Genomic DNA, 21,610 nt, shown 5'->3' on the forward strand with positions numbered 1-21,610 from the left:
CGGGCCCTTAGCGGGAGGCTGCTTGCCAGGCAGAACCGCGCGCAGGCGGAATATTCCTGGCGGCATCGGGGAGGAGCGAGGCCTGCAGCCCCGCCAATTGCAGGTCGGCCAGCCGTTTGTAAGTGCGGAACACTTCCCTTGCCCCATCGGCAAGCTCCGGCAAACCGGCCTGCGGGACCGCATCCAGCAGCTGGCACAGGGACCGCCAGGCCCCGGTGTCGCGCGGCACGACAAACGACCGGGGGGCAGAAGGCACGGCGCGCCAGATCGTCTTGGCCAGCGAAGCCGCCCCGAAGGCGGACCCGTGGATGACGTAAAGCGCGCCAAGAAGGCCCGCGTCTGAGGTCAGATACGCCTGCCCGGGCTGCGGCGCCGGGCACGGCTCCTTGCCCAGATCCCGTTCCAGCGCCGTCAGGTGATCCGCCAAGGAAATTTCCGGCCAGAGCTGCCGCCTGGCACGGTCCGCCTCCACCGCCGAGGCCGCGGCATATGTCACTGCCGCGGTTGCCCTCAGTTCCTGATAGGTCAGGTCCGGCTCCGTCAGGCGCCGGTAAAGCGGATGCTCATGCAGGTCCAGATGCAGCCGGTGCGTGGCCTCGCGCAGCCACAGGCGCGCGGACCGCCGGGCGGCGTCCTGCGGGCGCGTCATTGCGGCTGGGCTTTCGGCAGTTCCAGAACAAACCGTGCGCCGGCTTCAAACGTCTTGTCGGCATAGATGCGGCCAAGGTGCAGCTTGGCGATCTCGGCGCAGATCGACAGGCCGAACCCGCTTCCTTCGGCCTTGTCATCTGTCACCAGCCGCTGCGACGGCTCGAAAATCTGCTCCGCATATTGCGGCGGGATGCCGGGGCCGTTGTCCTCAATCAGGATGCGGTGCCAGCTGCCGTCTTCCTCGGAGGTGACCGCAATCCGGAGCGCCCGGTCCGCAGAGCGGCCGTATTTGAGCGCGTTTCCGATCTGGTTCAGGAACACCCGGATCAGCAGGTCCGGCGCCGCGACACAGGACGGCAGGCCGCCGATCTGCACGTCGGCGCCGGCCGCCGCGATGTCATGCCCCAGCAGCTCAACCGCCTGCTGCGCCAGCTCGCCAAGGTCGACAGTCACCATCTTTGGCTTCTGCTCCTGCAGGACGGCCAGTTCCAGCAGGCTTTCGGTCAGGCGCTGCAGCTTCTTCGCCTGCTGCGCCGCCAGGTGGCGGTGCTCTTCGACGCTTGCGGGATCGGCCTCATCCTCTTCCATCCACTGCAGCGCCGAGCTGATGCCCCGCAGCGGCGCCTTCAGGTCATGCGCCGCCATATGCGCAAAGCGGCGCAGCGAGGAATTCTCCTCCTTCAGCAGAAGCTGCGAGGAGATAATGTCCAGAAACTCTTGGAAGATTTCGCGCGCGGCCTGCAGCTCAGCCTCCTCCCAGGGCAGGCTTTGGTCGTTGTGTTCATTGACCCATTTGTCGAACGACGTCCGCGGCCCCAGGGTGACACCCGTCTTTTCGTCTGCCACCATCTTGGCATCCGGGCGCCCGGCCCAGGCCACCTTTTGCGTGATCGGCCCGCGGAACCAAATCAGCTGGCAGACCCGGTGCACGACGATCGGCTGCACCAGAACCCCGCAGGCGACATCCTTATAGGGCACCGAGTCCGGATAGATGGACTGCAGCGAAATCGTCTGGAACTGATCTTCGCCGGTCAGGTTGTCCTTGGTCCACCGGATCAGATCGCGGATGAACTCCGGCGGCGGCGTTTCACCCGATGTGTGAAGGTTAAGCCCGTACTGAAAGGCGAACCCGTCGGCGCGCAGGAATTTCTGCAGCACCGGGACAAGCGTTTTGATCACGTCCTCAACGTCGCCGGTCTGGCGCAGTTCGGCCGCAAAGTTGCTCTCGATCCGCCGCAGCTGCGAGATCATGTCCGCGGTCTCGGTGCGTTGCGCCTGATCGTAGCGCAGCATCAGCGCGGTGCCGATTTCCTGCGCCAGCGCCCAGCTGTCCGAGGGCACAATCGCCTCCTCGACGTGGTGGCAGGCAATCAGGCCCCACAGCTTTCCCTTGTCCATCAGGCTGCAGGAAAACGACGAGGACGCCCCGATGTTGCGCAGATAGGCGGTGTGCATCACGGAGACCGCGCGCCCCATCGACCAGGTCATGTCCAGCTCGCCAGCCTGACCGGCCAGCGCGCGGATCGGCACGTTTTCGTCCTGCACCGACCCCACGAAGCGGTAGGGCACAATGGTCATCAGTTCCCGGACCTGCTTGGGGATATCGGTATCGGGGAAATGCATTCCCAGCATCGGCACCATCCGGTCGTCCCGCGATTCAGCAATTGTCGCGCCTGACCAGTCGGGCAGGAACCGGTAGACCTTGACCCGGGACATGCCCGTCAGATCGCGCACCGCATTGGCGGCGACCTGCATCGCCTCCTCAAAGGTCAACGCGCCCATGATCTGCGAACAGGCCGACCCGCAGCGCCGCATCCGTTTGCGCACCAGCGACGCCGACGGCGCTTCGTTGCGGATGAATTCGACAAACCGGCGGCCCGCGTGGGCGTGGGTGACGACATCGTAAATTGCGCCGTCCGCCTCGAACTGCGCGTCGAGGATTTCGTGGGAAATATGCGGGCTGTCCGCCAGTTCGGCCAGCTGCTCGGCAATATCCTCCGACAGAACCCCGATACCTGCGCCAAGCAACGCGTCAGCTGGCTTGCCCAGGATTTCATGCAGGTTCTCCGACACGCCGACGATGCGGCCATCGGCAGGATCCAGCACCAGCAGGCCGGTGCCCTTCTGGATCATGCCGATCATGTGAACCGGCTCACGGTCGCAGGTGTCGAGATTGGTCGCCGGGGTGCTTTCAAAGAATCGGGAGAGAGAAAGGTTCATAAGCTGTACCTCGTTGGACCCTTAACACCCTATAAGAAGAGTGTGAAAAAGCAATTACCGTTTAGCGTGTATTACTTTATAACGCCCCGGCGTGAGGGCCGGCTGGCAGGACCGAGCGCCGCATGTGGAAATAAAGTGAACGATATCCGCTGCTTATGCGCCTGCCATACGCTATGGCCGGTGCCGCCGGGAGGCCGGGCACCTGCCGCAGCCCAAAACGGCCGCGCCTGCGGTTCTTTAGAAGCGAAATAACATAATCAGGATTACGGGCGCTAGCAGCCGTCCCGGGCGGAGGCCGCAGCCGGGCGGTTCCAGGTCTGACGGGCCGCCGGGCAAGGCTTTGCACCTGCCCGGCGGCACCAGGATTTGCAGCCGCCATGCGCCCTTGCCCGCAGGGGCGGCACGGCGGCGGGACGCATCAGCTGGTGTCAGAAATGAACCGACCGCGCGCCAGCGGGTTTTTCCAGCGGCGGCGCGAATTTGGTCAGGTCGATCCCCTCCACCGCGGATTTGTACTCGTCCATGCTGGGGGTTCTGCCCAGGATCGCCGACAGAACAACAACCGGGGTCGAGGCCAGCAGCGACTCGCCCTTCTTGTCTGCCGAGTCTTCCACAACGCGGCCCTGGAACAGGCGCGTGGAGGTGGCCAGAACCGTATCGCCCTTGGCAGCCTTCTCCTGGTTGCCCATGCAGAGGTTGCAGCCCGGACGCTCCAGATACAGGATGTTCTCGTATTCCGTGCGCGCCTCGCTTTTCGGCATCAGGTCATCGAATTCAAAGCCCGAGTAGCGCTGCAGGATTTCCCAGTCGCCCTCTTCCTTCAGCTCGTCGATGATGTTGTAGGTCGGCGCCGCGACAACCAGAGGCGCGTTGAACGCGACCTTGCCGGATTTCTTCTCCAGGTTCTTCAGCATCTGCGCGACGATTTTCATGTCGCCCTTATGCACCATGCAGGAACCGACAAAGCCCAGGTCGACCTTCTTTTCACCGCCGTAATAGGACACGGGGCGGATGGTGTCGTGGGTGTAGCGCTTGGACACATCCGCGTTGTTCACATCGGGGTCCGCAATCATCGGCTCGTCAATCGCGTCGAGGTCAACGACGACTTCGGCGAAGTACTTGGCATTGCCGTCCGGCGCCAGGGCCGGGTTTTCGCCGGACTTGATTTCGGCGATGCGCTTGTCGGCCTTGTCGATCAGCCCCTGCAGGGTGGCCGCCTCATTGTCCATGCCCTTGTCGATCATCACCTGGATGCGCGATTTGGCCAGTTCCAGCGAACCGATCAGCGTCTCGTCGTTGGAGATGCAGATCGAGGCCTTCGCCTTCATCTCTGCGGTCCAGTCGGTGAAGGTGAACGCCTGGTCAGCCAGAAGGGTGCCGATGTGCACTTCGATCACGCGGCCCTGAAACACGTTGTCGCCGTGCTGCTGCAGCATCTGCGCCTGGGTGGCATGCACCACGTCGCGGAAGTCCATGTGGTCCTTCATGCGGCCCTTGAACGTCACCTTGACGGACTCGGGGATCGGCATGGTGGCCTCCCCGGTTGCCAGCGCCAGCGCCACGGTGCCGGAGTCGGCGCCAAAAGCCACGCCCTTGGACATCCGGGTGTGGCTGTCGCCGCCGATGGTGATGTCCCAGTCATCCACGGTGAGGTCGTTCAGCACCTTGTGGATCACGTCGGTCATCGCGTGGTAGACGCCCTTCGGGTCCCGCGCCGTGATCAGGCCGAACTTGTTCATGAATGTCATGAGCTTGGGGATGTTGGCCTGCGCCTTCAGATCCCAGACAGAGGCGGTGTGGCAGCCGGATTGATAGGCGCCGTCCACGGTCGGAGAGATGACGGTCGCGGCCATCGATTCCAGTTCCTGCGCGGTCATCAGGCCGGTGGTGTCCTGCGAGCCGACGATGTTCACCTTGACGCGCGCATCCGAGCCCGCGTGCAGCACCGTGTCCCCGGCCACGCCAACGGCGTTCTTGTTAAAGATCTTCTCCACCGCGGTCAGGCCCTGGCCCTCATGCGACACCACCTTGGAGGGCGCAAAGACCGTCACCGGCTCGACGCCCAGGGTCTCGGCTGCAAAGGTCTGCAGCTTCTTGCCGAACACGATGGCATAGGAGCCGCCGGCCTTCATGAATTCGACCTTTTGCGGCGTGAAGGCAGAGGAGACATCCGCCAGCTCTTCGCCGGTTTCAGCGCTGCAGAGCTTTTTGGTCTTGGTGTCGATGGCAAGAACGGTGCCCGTTTCGACAGAGTATTTCTGCTCCAGGATCGGGTTGCCGTCGTTGTTCAGGATCGGGTTGCCATCGGTGTCCGTTTTCTTGACCCAGTTCTTCAGGTCCAGCCCGATGCCGCCAGTCACGCCCACGGTGGTCAGGAAGATGGGGGAGATGCCATTGGTGCCCGCAACAACCGGCGCGATGTTCACGAACGGCACATAGGGGCTGGCCTGCTTGCCGGTCCACAGGGCGACGTTGTTCACGCCGGACATGCGCGAGGATCCGACCCCCATCGTGCCCTTTTCGGCGACCAGCATCACGCGCTTGCCCGGGTGCTGCAGTTTCAGCGCCTCGATTTCCTGCTGCGCCTTTTCGGAGATCAGGCATTTGCCGTGCAACTCGCGGTCCGAGCGGCTGTGCGCCTGGTTGCCCGGCGACAGAAGATCGGTTGAGATATCACCCTCGGCAGCGACATAGGTGACGACTTCGATCTTGTCTTCGATATCCGGAAGCTTGGTGAAAAACTCTGCCTTTGCATAGCTTTCCAGAATGTCCTTGGCGATGCCGCTGCCCGCTGCATAGGCCTGCTTCAGGCGATCGGTGTCCGCCTCATACAGGAAGACCTGCGTCTTCAGCACCTCGGCCGCCTGCCCCGCCACCGCGGCATCCTCGCCAAGCGCCAGGTCCAGCAGCACCTCCACCGACGGGCCGCCTTTCATGTGGGACAGCAGCTCGAACGCGAATGCGGTGGAAATTTCCGGAACCTCGGCCTGGCCCAGGATGATCTCTTTCAGGAACTTCGCCTTGACGCCCGCCGCGCTCGTGGTGCCGGGAAGAGTGTTGTAGATCAGATAGTTCAGGGAGTCGTCGCGGTGCGCGTTACCGGTGTCCCTGATCTGCGCGATCAGCTCTTCAACCAGCGCGCCATCGTCGATGGGCTTGGGGTTCAAACCCTGCTCTTTGCGGGTTTCGATCTCATTCAGGTAATCTGTGTAAAGGCTCATGGCTGTCCCGGCGAGTAAGCGTTAGAAGGGCGTGCATCCCGGGCCTCGGCAGCAGCCTGCGAACCCGGGAGCGCGGTTTGTATGCCGCGGTATACGAAATGATCCGGCTTGGCAATATGGCGGTGAGTGTCAAGTTGCCCCACGTGCCCGCATCCGGCAGGGAAGTGCCAGAGTGAAGCCTTTTTTCAAACGTGACGAATCCACGCAGCGGCCCTGAACGGCCAGATGCTCAGGTCAGCGGCGCCGGATCATAACTGCTTGCCAGCAGCTCCTGCACAACCGGGTTGGGAAACCGGCGCCGCAGGGTGATGGCGTAAAACGTCTCTCTGATCCGCGGGTGCTCCCTGGCTTCCACCAGCCGCCCCGACGACAATTCATCCTGCACCACGATCGGCGCCACCAGAGCCAAGCCGATGTTTTCCCGCGCCAGCAGGCGCATCATCGCCATATCATCCACCTCTGCGGCCACCTGCGGGCGCACCGACAGCCGGCTGGCCATCGCATCGAAGGCGGTGCGCAGGGTGTTGTCGGTGGTGGGCAGGATGAACGGATGCGCGCCCAGCAGCTCGCGGATGGGACGGTCCGGGTCGAACCGTTCCGGGGAGCCGACGATGCTGACGGCCTGTTCGGCAATCTGATGGGTTTCATAAGGCGCCAGGCTGTCGTCCGGCGGCTCCCGGTTCATCAGCACCAGATCCAGATTGAGCGTGCCCAGACCCTCCAGCAGTTCCGCCGGGCTGCCAGAGCGCAGGATCACCTCAACATCATTCCGCGCCAGGATCGGGCGCAGGAACCCGATCTGGAAATTGCGGGACAAGGTGGCCAGCGCCCCCACGCGCAGCGCCTGACGGCTGCGGCCTGTTTCCTGCAGGGTGGCGACCAGCTCCTGCCCGGCGGCGAAGATCGCATCGGCGTGGTCCAGGGCGATCCGGCCCGCCTCGGTCAGGTGCAACTGCCGCCCGCGGCGCTCAAACAGCGCATGGCCCAGCCGCTCTTCCAGCTGCTTGATCTGCACGGACAGGGCAGATTGCGACAGGTTCAGCTGCTGCGCCGTCCGGGTCAGGTTTCCGTCATGCGCAACCGCCCAGAAATAGCGGAGATGGTGATAGTTCAGCGGCATACCGTTCTATTTAATAGAACCAAACCCAGCAAACAATGAATTTTTTATATCAAGAAACCTGTCCTATCTCGGTATCAAGCGCGATTCCGCCTGCTGAGACCGAGGAATTTGAACCATGAGTCACCTGTTTCTGCCACTTCTAAGCCCGCTCATCCTGCTCGCCGCCGCAGCCTTTGCGCGCCGCACTCCCGGCCGCCGCCCGGGCCTGCTGCCCAAAGCGGCCGAGTGGGCCGCGCTTGCCGCCTTTGCGGCCGCGGCCGCCTCGGCCGTCCTGCTGCTGCTTCACGGCCCGGGAACCTCCGCGCTGATCGGCCTGTGGGGCGTTGGGATCTCGGTGCGGCTGGATGCGATCAGCGCCACCATGCTTGTGCTGGTCAGCTTTATCGGCTGGATCGTCATGCGCTACGCGGCCACCTACATGGACGGCGAAGCGCGCCAGGGCGCCTTTGCGGGCTGGATGTCAGCGACCCTGGCCGCGGTTCTGCTGCTGGTGATGTCCGGCAACCTCATCCAGCTGCTGGCAGCCTGGGTGGCAACCAGCCTGCTGCTGAACCGGCTGCTCCTGTTCTACCCGGAGCGCACCACCGCCCGGCGCGCCGCGCGCAAAAAGGCTGTTGTGGCCCGGGCAAGCGAGCTGGCGCTGGCAGGGGCAGTGCTGCTGCTGGTGCTGACCTACGGCACATCCGAAATCTCCGCCATCCTGGCCGCCGCGCAAGCAGGTCCTGCGACCATAGCCGCAGCGCTGCTGATCGCCCTGGCAGCGGTGCTGGCCTCGGCGCAGTTTCCGGCCCACGGCTGGCTGACCGAGGTGATGGAGGCCCCGACCCCGGTTTCGGCGCTGCTGCACGCAGGCGTCATCAATGCGGGCGGCTTCCTGCTGATCCGGTTTGCCGATGTGATGCTGGCCGCGCCGGGGGTGATGGCGCTGCTGGTGATGCTGGGCGGTTTCACGGCGCTGTTCGGCGGGCTGGTGATGCTGACGCAGGCCGCGGTCAAGACCTCGCTGGCGTGGTCCACGATTGCGCAGATGGGCTTTATGGTCATGCAGTGCGGCCTGGCGCTGTTCCCGCTGGCGCTGCTGCACATCGTGGCGCATTCGCTCTATAAGGCGCACGCCTTCCTCAGCGCGGGCGAAGCGGTCCGCAATGTGGCCGCCATCCGCCGTCCCGGCCCCGTCGCGGTGCCAAGCGCCCGCAACGTGCTGCAGGCCTTTGCCATCGGCATCGTGATGTACGGGCTGATCGGGGCGGTCTTCGGCTTTGACGGCAAATCGGTTCAGGCCATCGCCCTGGGCGTGATCCTGATCTTCGGCGTGGCCTACATCCTGGCGCAGGGCCTTGCCGATGCGGCCCCCGGCGCGCTGACCCGCCGCACCGTGATCTATGCCTCCGCGACCTCGGTCAGCTACTTCCTGCTGCAATCGCTGGCCCTGCACATGACCGCAGGCACCCTGCCGCCGGCCCCCGCACCGGGCCCGCTGGAATGGGCGCTGATCGTTCTGGCGCTGATCAGCTTTGGCGCGGTCGCCGTGGCCCAGGCCACCTTCCCGCTCTGGGCCACCCATCCGGCCGCCGCCGGCCTGCGCGTGCATCTGTCCAGCGGGCTTTACGCAAATGCGATCTTCGACAGGCTGCTGGACGGCTGGTCGAACCGGAAAACCGCCTGAAACGGAGCGAGACATGTTTACCAAGCACGAAACCTACCCTGCGGCCCTGCTGGAATTTGTCGCCGAGGCGAACAAGGCCGTGAAAGCGGTGCCGCCGCTGTTCCCGCTCTCCTCCAGCGTTGCGGTCAACCCGTTCCTTGGCCAGACCGGTGAACCCCTGGCGGTGGCAGCGGCGCGCATGGCGCGGGTCGCGGGCGCCCGGATCACGCCGGAGCGCGCGCATTGGGCGGCGAAATTCGACGCCGGAGAGATCGGCGCGGAGGATCTGCGCGCGGCCCTGGCCAGTGCCGAAAGCCGCTTTGGCCTGCCGGATCTGGACACCGTCAAGGCCGCGCTCCAGACCGAAAGCGCCCCGCTGCGCGCCCTGCCCACAGTGGCGGAGCTGGCGGCGGAGGTGTCCGGCATCGACTGGCCGGGCCTGATTGAGGAGCGGATCGGCGCCTGGGCGTGCAGCCATTTCGATCAGGGCCAGGCCCTGTGGCAGCCCAACCGCACCGGCGGCGCCTTCAGCGCCTGGCGCGAATTCGCCTCCCGCGATCTGACCCCGGAAATTCACGGCCTCAAGGGCTTCGGCGCCTTTGTTGCCGCCACCAACCGGTCGCACTGGCGGGCCATCGGGCGGGCGTCCGAGACCCTTGGTGTGTCGGCCGAGGCCGCCGGCACCGCCTACCACAGGTGGCTGATCACCCTCGGCGGCTGGGCGCAATACGCGCGCTACCTGCTGTGGCAGGCGGAACTGGACGGCCAGGCCGACAACACCGCGGCTGAGCTGCTGGCGATCCGGATGGTCTTCGACGAGGCGCTGTTCCATCTCTACAAGGAGCAGATTGCCAGCCGGTGGGCAGAGGTTGCCGCACAGCACGAAATGCCGGTGACCCCCAGCCGGGATCTGGTCATCGACGCGGTGCTTCAGGACGCCGCCGAGCGGGCGCAGCAGCGCAAGCTGTCCGCTGTCCTGACCTCCCGCCAGCCGCGCCTGACCACGGGACGCCCTGCCGTGCAGGCCGCCTTCTGCATCGACGTGCGCTCCGAAGTGTTCCGCCGGATGCTGGAAGCGCAGGATGCCGGGATCGAAACCATCGGCTTCGCGGGCTTCTTCGGCCTTGCCAGCGCGCACCGCGCCGCCGGTTCGGACGTGACCGAGATCCGCGGCCCGGTCCTGCTGCAGCCCGGTGTAACCTCGCAGGCCGCCGAAGCGGACGACAGCGACCGGAAGCGGCGCTATGCGGCGCGGGCCAAACGCGCCTGGGGCCGGTTCAAACTGGCGGCGGTCTCCTCCTTTGCCTTTGTCGAGGCCACCGGCCCGCTGTACGTCAGCAAGCTGCTGCGGGACTCGCTTGGCCGCCCCGCTGGCGCCAAGCCGGACCCCGCCCCGCAGCTTGACCCTGCGATCGGTCTGGAAACCCGCGTCGGCATGGCCAAATCCGTGCTGGCCGCGATGTCCCTGACGGAGAATTTCGCGCGGATCGTGATGCTGGCAGGCCACGGCGCTGACGTCACCAACAACCCGCATGAAAGCGCCCTGCAGTGCGGCGCCTGCGGCGGCCATGCCGGCGATGTGAACGCGCGCCTGCTGGCCGGGCTGCTGAATGACGCCCAGGTGCGCGAGGGGCTGCGGGGCGAAGGCATCAGCATCCCCGCCGATACGCTGTTCCTGCCGGCGCTGCACCACACCACCACCGACGCAGTCACGCTGTTTGAGCAGGATCTGCGGGGGCAGGAGTGGAAGGCGGATGTCGCCCGGCTGAAGCGCTGGCTGGACGATGCCGGGCGGCTGGCCCGCAGCGAACGCGCCGCCAGGCTGCCGCGGGCGAAGGGGGAGGCGGATATTGCCCGCCGGGCCAGCGACTGGGCCGAGCTGCGCCCGGAATGGGGTCTGGCCGGCTGCCAGGCGCTGATCGCCGCCCCGCGCCAGCGGACCGAGGGCGCGGATCTGTCCGGCAACACCTTCCTGCACAACTACGACTGGCAGGCCGATGCGGGCTTTGGCGTGCTGGAACTGATCATGACCGCCCCGGTGCAGGTCGCCAGCTGGATCAGCCTGCAGTACTACGGTTCCACCGTGGCGCCGGAGCTGTTCGGCGGCGGCAACAAGCTGCTGCACAATGTTGCAGGCGGCATCGGTGTGCTGGAAGGCAACGGCGGCGCGCTGCGCCCCGGGCTGCCCTGGCAGTCCGTGCATGACGGCGAAGGCTTCCAGCATGATCCGTTGCGCCTGTCCGTCATCATCGAAGCCCCCCGTGAAGCCATGACCGATGTGCTGAAACGGCACGCCAATGTCAGGGCGCTGTTCGACAACCGCTGGCTGTCGCTGATTGCGATGGACAGCGAAGGCAAGCTGGCTTGGCGCTATGACGGCGAACTTGAATGGTCGCCGTTCCAGCCGGAAGACCGCGGCAACCGCGCAATCGCGGCGGAGTAAGCGCGGGCGGCAAGCCCCAGACATGCAAAGGACACCGGCAGGCACGCTTGCCGGTTTCCATACGTGAGGGGCAAGCTGCTGCTGCGCGCAGCTATGGTGCCAGAAAGCTGATGCCGTGCTTATAACTGGCCGGGCGGCCCGGCCAGCGACTGCCGCGTCACGACATGCGTGCTGATGCACTCCGGCTGCCCTGCCGATGTGCCTTCAACCATCGCCACCAGCTCCCGCGCGGCCTTGCGGCCCATTTCGCGGTGCGGAACATGCACCGTGGTCAGCGCCGGGCTGACAATTGCCGCCAATTCGATGTCGTCGAACCCGGTGACGGAGACCTGCTCCGGCACCGCAATGCCCATCCCTTTCGCCTCGCGCAAAGCGCCCGCCGCCAGCACGTCGTTGCCGCACATCACCACCGTCGGGCGCGGCTCCAGCGCCATCAGCTGGCGGAATGCCTCAGCCCCGTTGTCTATCTCATACGGGGTTTCGATCAGGGTCAGCGCCCCCTCCCCCAGGCCGGCCGCCTGCAATGCCTGCCTGACACCCTCCACCCGGCTCAGCGCCCGGTCGTTGCCCTCCGTCAGGCCTGAAATCATCGCAATCCGCCGGTGGCCCGCCGCCAGAACGCTCTCCGCCAGCGCGCGCATGGCGCAGGCATTGCTGAACCCGACCGAGGGCCGCCTGGCCTCCGGCACATAGGACCAGGCGACCAGCGACGGCACCTGATGCCGGTCGAGGTATTCGTAAATCTGCGGGTCGCGCGCGTGCCCGATCAGCAGCAGCCCGTCCGCGCCGCGCGCAACCAGGGTGCGGATCTGCTCGCGTTCGGCCTCCGGATCATAGGCCGAACTGGACACCAGCAGCGTATAGCCGCGCTCCCGCAGCTCGTCCTGAAAGGCCTGCAGGCCGCGGGCAAAGATCGCGTTGTCCATGGTGGGGATGATCGCCCCGATGGTGAAGCTGCGCTTGGCCGCCATCACCCGGGCGGCGAAATTCGGCGTGTAGCCCAGTGATTCGACCGCCTGCAGGACCCGCTGACGGGTCGATTCGATCACCCGTTCCGGCGTGTTGAGGCAGCGCGACACCGTCGCGGTCGAGACGCCGGCCTCCCGTGCAACATCGGTAAGTGTCGGAGCTGAGCGGGTTTTTCCCATATCATGCCTGCCATTCCATTGGCCCCTGTCTTAGCACAAATCGCAGCCGTTGCCATCCGCCCATGTAAGCGCTTGCATTAATGATGTAAGCGCTTACAAATGGTGTTGGGATCAAAAAACGGGATTAAACGATGTTTCTCCTCGCTGCCGTTGCCGTCTTTGCCGTGTTCTTTGCCAATGTCGCCCTGGGCGCGTTTGGCGGCGGCGGGTTTCTGAACGACGTGGGAGAGATGCTGGTCCTGTTTGCGGCCTCGGTCCTGTTCGTTGCCGCGATCCTCAAGCGCGAGGCTGACCACAAGAAAAACAACGGCAGCTGACGGATTTCCAAGGGAGGAAGACAATGACGACTGACAAGGATGGCCCCAAATCTGCGGAGCGCCGCAATTTTCTGAAACTGGCCTCAACCGGCTCCTTCACCGCGGCGCTGGTGGCGGGTGCGGGCGGCGTTCTGTGGTCATCGGAGGCCGCCGCGCAGACTGCCAAGGAAGAGAAAGAGCGCGAGCGCGCAGCGGAGCATATCATGACCGTGGCGACCGCTTATGTGCTCGGCGCCTCCCGCAGCTATCCGATCATGCAGCTGGACCTGAAGGAAAACATCCAGAACGCCACCAACGGCAAGATCTACGTCAAGCTTGCCCCCGGCGGCCAGCTCGGCGCGGGCGGCGCTTTGGTGCAGAAGGTGCAGGGCGGCACCATCCAGGCGGCGCAGCATTCGCTGTCCAACTTCGCGCCCTTCGCCTCCACCGTTGACCTGATCAACATGCCCTATCTCTGCGGCTCCAACCAGCGTTTCACCAATCTGGTGAACTCTGACTTCTGGGCCGCCGAGGTCCACCCCAAGGTCGAGGCCGCCGGGTTCAAGGCGCTGTTTTATGTGAACATCGACCCCCGTGTGGTGGCAGTGCGCAAGGGCGGCAACGCGGTGATGTCACCCGGCGACATGTCGGGGGTGAAATTCCGGGTGCCGGGCTCGAAAATGCTGCAGCAGTATTACCGGATGGTCGGCGCCAACCCGACCCCGGTGGCCTGGGGCGAAACACCCTCGGCGATCAAGCAGGGGGTGGCGGATGCGCTCGACCCTTCGGTCGGGGCGCTCTATGTCTTTGGCTTCAAGGACATCCTCAGCCATGTGACCTTTACCCAGGCGGTGCCGGACAGCCAAGTCTATTCCTGCAATCTGGAATGGTTCAACTCATTGCCCGCCGATGTGCAGCAGGGCGTGATCTGGGGGTCGGAGATGACCGCGCATCAGAACCTGTCCAAGGTGCCCTCCGCCCGCGCCTATGCAATGGCGGAACTGACCAAGGCAGGCGTCGAGTTTCATTCGCTCAGCGATGACCAGCTGGCGGAGTGGAAGGAGGCCGGCGGCTACCAGCGCAGCGAATGGGATTCCTTCAAGACAGAGCTGGCCGGGTCGATGGACAATTTCGCCAAGCTGGAGGAGGCCGCAGGCACCCAGGGCAAGTACTTCGTCCACGACGCCTGACCGCTGCAGAGGCGCGCGCCGCACACCGGCCGCCGCCCGCCACCGAAACCGCCGCTTCTGCAGCAGCCCGCCGGGCTGGCTGCGGGGGCGTGCCTGAACCCCGGGAACAGCGATGAAGATCCTGCGAACGATAGACAAGAACGCGGAGCGCTGGCTGCTCCTGGTGTTCTACGTGATGCTGGTCATCACCATGGCGATCGAGGTGATCCGGCGCGAGCTGTTTGCCTTCTCCTCGATCTGGGGCGAGGAGATCGTCCGCTATTCCTTCATCTACCTGGCCTGGATCGGTGCCGCCGCCGCGGTCAAGGAGCGCGCGCATATCCGCATTGATGTGCTGATGCACTACCTCGGCCCCCGGCCCAAGGCGCTGCTCTACATCTTCGGCGATCTGGTGATGTTCATCGTGGCCCTGGTCGCGCTCTACTGGTCGTTCGAGACGGTTCTGGTTTCCGCCAAGTTCGGATCGGTCAGCCACGGGCTGCGGGTTTCGATGGTGTGGTTCCTGATGGCGGTGCCTGCGGGGTTCACCCTGATGGTCTGGCGCCTGCTGCAATCCTTCCTGCGCGACTGGCGCAGCCTTCGTGACGGCACTCCCGTCTTCGAAGGCGACAAGCTGTTTGATTGAGGGGCCTTAAGCGATGCTGTGGAACACACTCAACCAAACAGTCGAACTGGGCTGGGATTTCTACCTGCCGGTGATCATGTTCGTGGCGCTGATTGCGCTGGCGGTGCCGGTCTGGGCCGCCATCGGGGCGGCGGCCATCACCATGCTGGTGATGTCGGGCGACCTGCCGCTCAGCGCCATCGGCGAAAGCCTGTTCACCGGCATCGACGCCTTTGCGCTGACCGCGGTGCCCTTGTTCATCCTGACCGGCGACGTGCTGGTGCGCACCGGCCTCAGCAAGAAATTCCTCGATGTGGCAGAGGCGCTGACCTGCTGGACGCGGGGCGGCTTCGGCTCGGCCACGGTGCTGGTCTGCGGCATGTTCGCGGCGATCTCCGGCTCTGACGCCGCCGGCGCTGCCGCCGTCGGGCGGATGACCATCGCCCGGCTGGTCGAAAGCGGCTACCCCCGCCCCTATGCCTGCGCGCTGGTCGCGGCGGGTGCCTGCACCGGCATCCTGATCCCGCCCTCCATCGCCTATATCATCATCGGCCTGGTGCTGGGCATTTCCGCCTCCACCCTGTTCCTGGCCGCGCTGATCCCGGGGATTGCCATTCTGGTGTCGATCCTGGTCACCAATATCATCATGAACCGGCTTTATACTTATGAGACCGGCGGCAACATGGGGTTCGGTGAATGGCTGGGCAACCTGGGTCATTCGCTGAAATCCGGCTGGTATGCCTTCATCGTGCCGGGGATCATCTTCTACGGCATCTTCTCCGGCCGCCTGACCCCGACAGAGGCCGGCGCCACGGCGGTGGTCGTCACCATCCTGATGGGCTTCATCCTGGGCACCCTCAAGCTCTCGGATTTCCCGGCGATGCTGGTCAGCTCTGCCAAGGTGAACGGGGTGATCCTGCCGATCATCGCCTTCTCCGCGCCGCTGGCCGAGGCGCTGGCGATCATGGGCGTGCCGCAGGGGTTTGTGGCCGCGGTGACCGGGCTGACCGATGACCCCTCGGTGCTGATCCTGCTGATGATCTGCATCCTGATCGCCGCCGGCTGCGTGATGGAAACGACCCCCAATATCGTGATCCTGGCACCGATCCTGAAGCCGCTCGCCGACAACATCGGCATGAACGAAATCCAGTTCTGCATCATGATGATCACCGCGCTGGGGGTCGGCTTCATCACCCCGCCCCTGGGCCTGAACCTGTTCGTCGTCTCCGGCATCACCGGCGAGTCCATCCTCAAGATCGCCGCCCGTGCCATCCCCTTTGTTCTGACCATGCTGATCGTGGTGCTGCTGATCGCCTACATCCCGCCGATCTCGACCACGCTGCTTCCTGACATCTACAAGTAGGACCCCCTGAAAATGACCCGTGAATACCTGAAGAAGGCTGCCCTGACCCCCAAGTCGGACGCGTCTGAGACCCACAAGACCGTGCAGGGCATCCTGGACGACATCGAGGCCGGCGGCGACGCCAAGGCGCTGGAATACGCGGCCAAGTTCGACCGCTACGAGGGCAGCGTGCTGCTGACGGCAGAGGAGATCGAAGCCGCCTGCGCGCAGGTGCCGGAGAAGCTGAAGGCCGATATCCGGTTTTCCCACGACAACGTGCGCCGCTTTGCCGAGCTGCAGAAAAGCACGATGCAGAATGTGGAAACCGAAATCTGCCCCGGCTTCATCACCGGGCAGAAGGTGATCCCGGTGGATGCGGCGGGCTGCTATGTGCCGGGCGGGCGCTACAGCCATATCGCAAGCGCCATCATGACCGTGACCACCGCCAAGGTGGCGGGCTGCAAGCACATCACCGCCTGCTCGCCGCCGCGCCCGGGCACCGGCGTGGCCCCCGCCATCGTCTATGCCGCCCATATCTGCGGCGCGGATAAGATCATGGCGATGGGCGGCGTGCAGGGGGTTGCGGCGATGACCTTTGGCCTGTTCGGCCTGCCCAAGGCCAATATCCTGGTCGGCCCCGGCAACCAGTTCGTGGCGGAGGCCAAGCGCATCCTGTTCGGCCGCGTCGGCATCGACATGATCGCAGGCCCCACCGACAGCCTGATCCTGGCCGACAGCACCGCCGACGCCCATATCGTCGCCACCGATCTGGTGAGCCAGGCCGAGCATGGCTACAACTCGCCGGTCTGGCTGGTGACCGATGATCGGACTCTGGCCGAGGAAGTCATGCGGCTGGTGCCGGGGCTGATCGACGACTTGCCGGAGGTGAACCGCGAGAACGCCGCCGCCGCCTGGCGCGACTATGCCGAGGTGATCCTGTGCAAAGACCGCGAGGATATGGCGGCCTGCTCCGACGAATACGCGCCCGAGCATCTGACCGTGCAGGCAGAGGATCTGAACTGGTGGCTGGAGCAGCTGACCTGCTACGGCTCGCTGTTTCTGGGCGAGGAGACCACGGTCTCTTACGGGGACAAGGCGGCGGGCACCAACCACGTGCTGCCGACCTCGCGCGCGGCCAGCTATACCGGCGGGCTGTCAGTTCACAAATACATGAAGATCGTCACCTGGCAGCGCGCCACCCGCGAAGGCTCGAAACCGGTGGCGGAGGCCACCGCGCGGATCGCCCGGCTGGAAGGGATGGAGGGCCACGCCCGCGCCGCCGATGTGCGGCTGGCCAAGTATTTCCCGGACGAAACCTTTGACCTGACCGCCAATGGCTGACCCGCGCGCCCTGTTCGATCTGACGGGCCGGACCGCCTGCATCACCGGCGCCAGCTCCGGGCTGGGGCGGCGGGCGGCCATCGCGCTGGCCGCCGCCGGGGCGCAGGTGGTGGCGGTGGCGCGCCGGGCGGAGGCGCTGGAAAGTCTCTGTTCGGAGATCGGCACAGGCGCGGCTTATACGGTGGCCGATGTGGCGGACCGCAGCGCGCTGGCGGCACTGCGGGACGTCGTTGCGGCCCCCTTTGGCGCACCGGACATCCTGATCCACGCGGCCGGCGTCAACACGCGGCAGCCTGCGGATGAGGTGACCACGGAAGGCTGGGACCGCACCCTGGCGCTGAACCTCTCGGCGCCCTTCTTCCTCAGCCAAGCACTGGTGCCTGCGATGAAGGACCGGGGCTGGGGGCGGATCATCAACTTCGCCTCGCTCCAGACCTCCCGCGCCTTTCCCGGCGGCATCGCCTATGGCGCCAGCAAGGGCGGGATCGGCCAGCTGACCCGCGCCATGGCAGAGGCCTGGTCGCCCCATGGCATCACCGCCAACGCGATCGGCCCGGGGTTCTTCCCGACTGAGCTGACCCAGGCGGTGTTCGGCGATGAGGCCCGCGCGGCCCGCAACGCCGCGCAGACCTGCATCGGCCGCAACGGGCGGCTGGAGGACCTCGACGGGCCGCTTTTGTTCCTGTGCTCGGAGGCCTCGGCCTATGTCACCGGGCAAATCCTGATGGTTGACGGGGGGTTCACCGCGAAATGAAAGCCTTGGTTTATGAAGGGGTTGAGACGCTTTCGGTCCGCGATGTGCCGATGGCCGCGGGCCAGCCGGGCGAGCAGCTGATCCGCATTCATGCCTCCGGCATCTGCGGGTCTGACATGCACGCCTATCTGGGCCATGACAACCGCCGGCCCGCGCCGCTGATCCTGGGGCACGAAGCCGCCGGGGTGATCGAGGACGGGGCGGATGCGGGCAGACGGGTGACAATCAACCCGCTGGTCACCTGCGGCAGTTGTGCGGCCTGCGCATCGGGGCGCGAAAACCTCTGCGCCAGCCGCCAGATCATCTCCATGCCCCCGCGCGAGGGCGCCTTCGCCCAGTTCGTGGCAATGCCGGAGCGCAATCTTGTCACCGTGCCGGACGCGGTACCGCTGGCAAAGGCCGCGCTGGCCGAGCCGCTGGCGGTCAGTTGGCACGCCGCCCGGCTGGCGCTGGAGGCGCTGCACCCGGCACAGGAGCGCCGCGCGCTGGTGATCGGCGGCGGTGCCATCGGGCTTGCGGCGGCGCTGGCGCTGCGCGCGATGGGGGTAGAGGACGTCACGGTCCAGGAACCCAACGCCGCGCGCCGGGCCTTTCTGGCGGACCGCTGCGGCCAGCAGGCGGTGGCGGAGTTTCAGGGCATGGTGCCGCTGGTGGTGGACGCGGTGGGCTATGCCGCCACCCGCGCCGCCGCCTCTGCCGCCGCTGCGCCGGGCGGGGTGATTGCTCATGCCGGGCTGGGGGAGGACGCCGGAGGTCTGGATATCCGCCGCATGACCCTGCAGGAGATCACCTTTATCGGCACCTATACCTATACCGCGCAGGACTTCCGCGACACCGCGCAGGCCATCTTTGACGGCCGCCTCGGCCCGCTGGACTGGCCCGAAACACGGCCGCTGTCGGACGGCGCCGCTGCGTTCCGCGACCTGCGCAGCGGCGCGGTGGCGGCGCCCAAGATCATCCTCGACCCCTGGGCCTGAGCCCGCACGCCAAACAAACGGAGAGCAACGATGTATGACAATATCCTGGTTCCCATGGCCCTGGATCACGGGGTGTCCGGAACAACGCTCAAGGCCGCCGCCACCCTGTGCAACCCCGGCGGGCAGATCACCGCGCTGCATGTCTATGAGCCGCCGCACAGTTCGGTCACCGCCTACCTGGACGAAGACACCGTGCGCGACGGCTTTGACAAGGCCCGCGAGGCGCTGGCCCTGAAAACCGCAGGCCACGCCAATGTCACGGCGGAGATCGTCAAGGGCCGGTCCTACCGCGCCATTGTCGAATACGCGCAGCAGCACGGCATGGACTGCATCGTCGTCGGCTCCCACAAACCGGGCCTCAGCGACTTTTTCCTCGGCTCGACTGCCGCCCGCGTGGTCCGCCACGCGCCCTGCGCCGTGCATGTCTGCCGCACCTCCTGACCCCGAGAAACAAGACACCCGAAGCAAAGGCAACCCACCATGAATATCGACAAGAGGATCGCTGACGATCTGGCGGCCAACGGCGTCTCCTTCGTCACCACCGTGCCCTGCAAGCAGCTGGCCGGGGTGATCGAGGAGATCGACCAGCGCGACGACATCTTCCATATCCCCTCCAACAAGGAGGACGAGGGCATGGGGCTGTGCGCCGGCGCCTGGATGGGCGGCAAGCGCCCGGCCATCATAATGCAGAACACTGCCATCGGGGTGACCATCAATACGCTGGCGACGCTGATCCAGTACTACCGGATGCCGCTGCCGATGCTGATCTCCTACCGCGGCGAGCTGCGCGAGCCGGTGGCCTGCCAGGTCGAAATGGCGGTGCATACCAAGGCGCTCCTGGCGCAGCTCAACATCCCCGCCTACCACTTTCACTGGCAGAAAGATGTCGAGGAGTTCGACAACATCCTGAAATACACCTTCATGTGCAACAAGCCCGTTGCCATCCTGACCGACGCCAATTTCTGGGGAGGCTATGGCGACCAATGATCCGTTCCGAAATCCTGAAAGAGATCGCGCCGATCCTGCGCAACGAACTGGTGGTCTGCAACATCGGCATTCCGTCGCAAGAACTGCACGCCATCGACGACCAGCCCAGCAATTTCTACATGCTGGGCACCATGGGGCTGGCGTCCTCCATCGGCTTGGGGCTGGCGCTGGCGCAGCCGAAACCGGTGATCGTGATCGACGGTGACGGCTCGATCCTGACCAACCTCGGCACCCTGCCCACCATCGGCAACAACGCGCCCGGCAACTACATCCTGATGATCATCGACAACGGCTCCTATGGCTCCACCGGCGATCAGCCGACCTACACCAGCCAGCGCACCGATCTGGCCGGCATGGCCCGCGCCGCCGGCTGCGCCCGGGTGGTGGAGGTGCAGGACAAGGACACCGGCCCTGCGCTGGAGGAGGCTTTGGCCAGCGGCGAGGCGACGGTTCTGGTGGTCAAATGCGACAGCGGCAACGCCAAGATGCCGGTGATCACGATGGACCCGGTGGTGATCCGCGACCGCTTCATGAAGGCCGTGGCCGGCTGATGGGTGCAGGCGCCATCCATTCGGCTGAGGACGCCCGCCGCCTGGCCCGGCGGCGGCTGCCCTGGATGGTGTTTGACTATATCGACGGGGCCGCCGGGCAGGAAACCGGGGCGGCGCGCAACCGTGCGGCCCTGGATGCCATCACCCTGCGGCCCCGTATCCTGCGCGATGTCAGCCGGCGCTCGCTGGCGGTCCGGATTTTTGGTGCCGAAGCGGACCGGCCCTTCGGGATTGCCCCCATGGGCATGTGCAACCTCGCCGCCCCCGGCGCCGACCTGATGCTGGCCCGGCTGGCCGCCCGCCACCGGGTGCCGCATGGGGTCTCGACCGTTGCCTCGACCCCTTTGGAGACTATCCTGGAGGCGGCGGAGGGCTATGCCTGGTTCCAGCTCTATTTCAGCGGCGACGGCAGCGGCACCTTCAAACTGGCGGAGCGCGCCCGCGCGGCCGGCTATCAAACCCTGGTGCTGACGGTCGATGTGCCCGAGGTCGGCCGCCGCCCGCGCGAGTTGCGCCATGGCTTCAAAATGCCGTTCCGCATCGGCCCGCGGCAGTTCCTCGACTTTGCCCTGCACCCGCGCTGGTCGCTGACGGCGCTGCTGAAGGGCAAGCCGGTGATGGCGAATTTCCAGATGGAAGGCTATGACTTCGACCGCACCGAAAGCCGGGCGCGGGCCACCTGGGACACGCTGACCCGGCTGCGCGACCTCTGGCCCGGCAAACTGGTGATAAAGGGCGTGCTGGACGTTGAAGACGCCCGCGCGCTGGCGGCGGCGGGCGCGGACGCGATCCAGGTCTCCAGCCACGGCGCCCGGCAGCTGGAGGCCGCACCTGCTCCGATAGAGATGCTCGCGCAAATCCGGGCCGCGCTGGGGCCGGAATTCCCGGTGTTCTACGACAGCGGCCTCCGGTCGGGCGAGGATGTGCTGAAGGCGCTGTCGGCCGGGGCGGACTTCACCTTCCTGGGGCGGATTTTGCAGTTTGCCATTGCGGCAGGGGGCGAAGCAGGGCTGCAACAGCTGTGGGAAGCGCTGAGCGAAGAGCTGAGCATCGCCATGGCGCAAACCGGGCTGACGGCATTGTCAGCTGACAATTTTTCCGGGCGATCGTAGCAGCGCAC

General features: G+C 65.7%; 18 protein-coding genes. 13 read left to right on the forward strand and 5 right to left on the reverse strand.

The features are described 5' to 3' along the window. Positions 1 to 7: 7 nt before the first annotated feature. From B2P87_RS11055 to B2P87_RS11070, 4 genes are all read right to left on the reverse strand, one after another. Complete coding sequence (locus tag B2P87_RS11055; protein WP_141889146.1) at positions 8 to 649, reverse strand: biliverdin-producing heme oxygenase; 642 nt, start codon at positions 647 to 649, stop codon at positions 8 to 10. Next, on the reverse strand, positions 646 to 2,871 hold the full coding sequence (locus B2P87_RS11060) for an ATP-binding protein (protein ID WP_141889145.1): 2,226 nt from the start codon (positions 2,869 to 2,871) through the stop codon (positions 646 to 648). Before B2P87_RS11060 ends, B2P87_RS11055 begins: the two co-directional genes overlap by 4 nt. Positions 2,872 to 3,299: 428 nt before the next feature. Next, complete coding sequence (locus tag B2P87_RS11065) at positions 3,300 to 6,092, reverse strand: bifunctional aconitate hydratase 2/2-methylisocitrate dehydratase (protein WP_141889144.1); 2,793 nt, start codon at positions 6,090 to 6,092, stop codon at positions 3,300 to 3,302. 229 nt (positions 6,093 to 6,321) lie between these two features. Beyond that, positions 6,322 to 7,212, reverse strand: coding sequence for a LysR family transcriptional regulator (locus B2P87_RS11070; protein WP_058286662.1), 891 nt, complete (start codon positions 7,210 to 7,212; stop codon positions 6,322 to 6,324). Between the two features lie 115 nt (positions 7,213 to 7,327). On the opposite strand from B2P87_RS11070, the gene B2P87_RS11075 reads away from it, so the two are divergent. Both B2P87_RS11075 and B2P87_RS11080 read left to right on the forward strand, forming a co-directional pair. Then, a complete protein-coding gene (locus B2P87_RS11075; RefSeq protein ID WP_141889143.1) occupies positions 7,328 to 8,878 on the forward strand; it encodes a proton-conducting transporter membrane subunit in 1,551 nt (516 codons plus the stop codon). A gap of 13 nt (positions 8,879 to 8,891) precedes the next feature. Then, positions 8,892 to 11,300 (forward strand): YbcC family protein, encoded by a 2,409-nt coding sequence (locus B2P87_RS11080; protein WP_141889142.1) that lies wholly within the window; start codon positions 8,892 to 8,894, stop codon positions 11,298 to 11,300. 119 nt (positions 11,301 to 11,419) lie between these two features. Here B2P87_RS11080 and B2P87_RS11085 read toward each other — a convergent pair whose 3' ends face one another. Beyond that, positions 11,420 to 12,448 carry a LacI family DNA-binding transcriptional regulator gene (locus tag B2P87_RS11085; protein ID WP_141889141.1) on the reverse strand — a complete coding sequence of 343 codons (1,029 nt, stop codon included), beginning with the start codon at positions 12,446 to 12,448 and terminating at the stop codon, positions 11,420 to 11,422. A gap of 131 nt (positions 12,449 to 12,579) precedes the next feature. Here B2P87_RS11085 and B2P87_RS11090 point away from each other — a divergent pair, with 131 nt between their 5' ends. The 11 genes from B2P87_RS11090 to B2P87_RS11140 all read left to right on the forward strand — a co-directional run bounded on the left by B2P87_RS11090 (position 12,580) and on the right by B2P87_RS11140 (position 21,602). Continuing rightward, on the forward strand, positions 12,580 to 12,765 hold the full coding sequence (locus B2P87_RS11090; protein ID WP_027234045.1) for a hypothetical protein: 186 nt from the start codon (positions 12,580 to 12,582) through the stop codon (positions 12,763 to 12,765). Positions 12,766 to 12,788: 23 nt separating this feature from the next. Beyond that, positions 12,789 to 13,934: a TRAP transporter substrate-binding protein gene (locus B2P87_RS11095; RefSeq protein WP_141889140.1), complete on the forward strand. Its 1,146-nt coding sequence runs from the start codon at positions 12,789 to 12,791 to the stop codon at positions 13,932 to 13,934. A 112-nt stretch (positions 13,935 to 14,046) separates the two neighbouring features. Further along, on the forward strand, positions 14,047 to 14,559 hold the full coding sequence (locus tag B2P87_RS11100) for a TRAP transporter small permease (RefSeq protein ID WP_058286657.1): 513 nt from the start codon (positions 14,047 to 14,049) through the stop codon (positions 14,557 to 14,559). 13 nt (positions 14,560 to 14,572) lie between these two features. Continuing rightward, entirely contained in the window at positions 14,573 to 15,901 is a 1,329-nt protein-coding gene (locus tag B2P87_RS11105) for a TRAP transporter large permease (RefSeq protein ID WP_058286656.1), read from the forward strand. Positions 15,902 to 15,913: 12 nt separating this feature from the next. Continuing rightward, on the forward strand, positions 15,914 to 17,221 hold the full coding sequence (gene hisD, locus B2P87_RS11110; protein ID WP_141889139.1) for a histidinol dehydrogenase: 1,308 nt from the start codon (positions 15,914 to 15,916) through the stop codon (positions 17,219 to 17,221). Next, positions 17,214 to 17,975, forward strand: a complete 762-nt coding sequence (locus tag B2P87_RS11115; RefSeq protein ID WP_141889138.1) for an SDR family NAD(P)-dependent oxidoreductase — start codon at positions 17,214 to 17,216, stop codon at positions 17,973 to 17,975. Before hisD ends, B2P87_RS11115 begins: the two co-directional genes overlap by 8 nt. Continuing rightward, positions 17,972 to 18,952 (forward strand): alcohol dehydrogenase catalytic domain-containing protein, encoded by a 981-nt coding sequence (locus tag B2P87_RS11120; protein WP_141889137.1) that lies wholly within the window; start codon positions 17,972 to 17,974, stop codon positions 18,950 to 18,952. Before B2P87_RS11115 ends, B2P87_RS11120 begins: the two co-directional genes overlap by 4 nt. A gap of 30 nt (positions 18,953 to 18,982) precedes the next feature. Continuing rightward, positions 18,983 to 19,393 carry a universal stress protein gene (locus tag B2P87_RS11125; protein ID WP_058286652.1) on the forward strand — a complete coding sequence of 137 codons (411 nt, stop codon included), beginning with the start codon at positions 18,983 to 18,985 and terminating at the stop codon, positions 19,391 to 19,393. 39 nt (positions 19,394 to 19,432) lie between these two features. Next, complete coding sequence (gene comD / locus B2P87_RS11130) at positions 19,433 to 19,939, forward strand: sulfopyruvate decarboxylase subunit alpha (protein WP_058286651.1); 507 nt, start codon at positions 19,433 to 19,435, stop codon at positions 19,937 to 19,939. After that, positions 19,936 to 20,490 carry a sulfopyruvate decarboxylase subunit beta gene (comE, locus tag B2P87_RS11135; protein ID WP_058286650.1) on the forward strand — a complete coding sequence of 185 codons (555 nt, stop codon included), beginning with the start codon at positions 19,936 to 19,938 and terminating at the stop codon, positions 20,488 to 20,490. The genes comD and comE overlap by 4 nt, the downstream gene beginning before the upstream one ends. After that, positions 20,490 to 21,602, forward strand: coding sequence for an alpha-hydroxy acid oxidase (locus B2P87_RS11140; RefSeq protein ID WP_141889136.1), 1,113 nt, complete (start codon positions 20,490 to 20,492; stop codon positions 21,600 to 21,602). Before comE ends, B2P87_RS11140 begins: the two co-directional genes overlap by 1 nt. Positions 21,603 to 21,610: the final 8 nt, after the last annotated feature.

It is taken from the genome of Leisingera sp. UBA4491 (assembly GCF_002388965.1).
GTDB classification, from domain to species: domain Bacteria; phylum Pseudomonadota; class Alphaproteobacteria; order Rhodobacterales; family Rhodobacteraceae; genus Leisingera; species Leisingera aquaemixtae.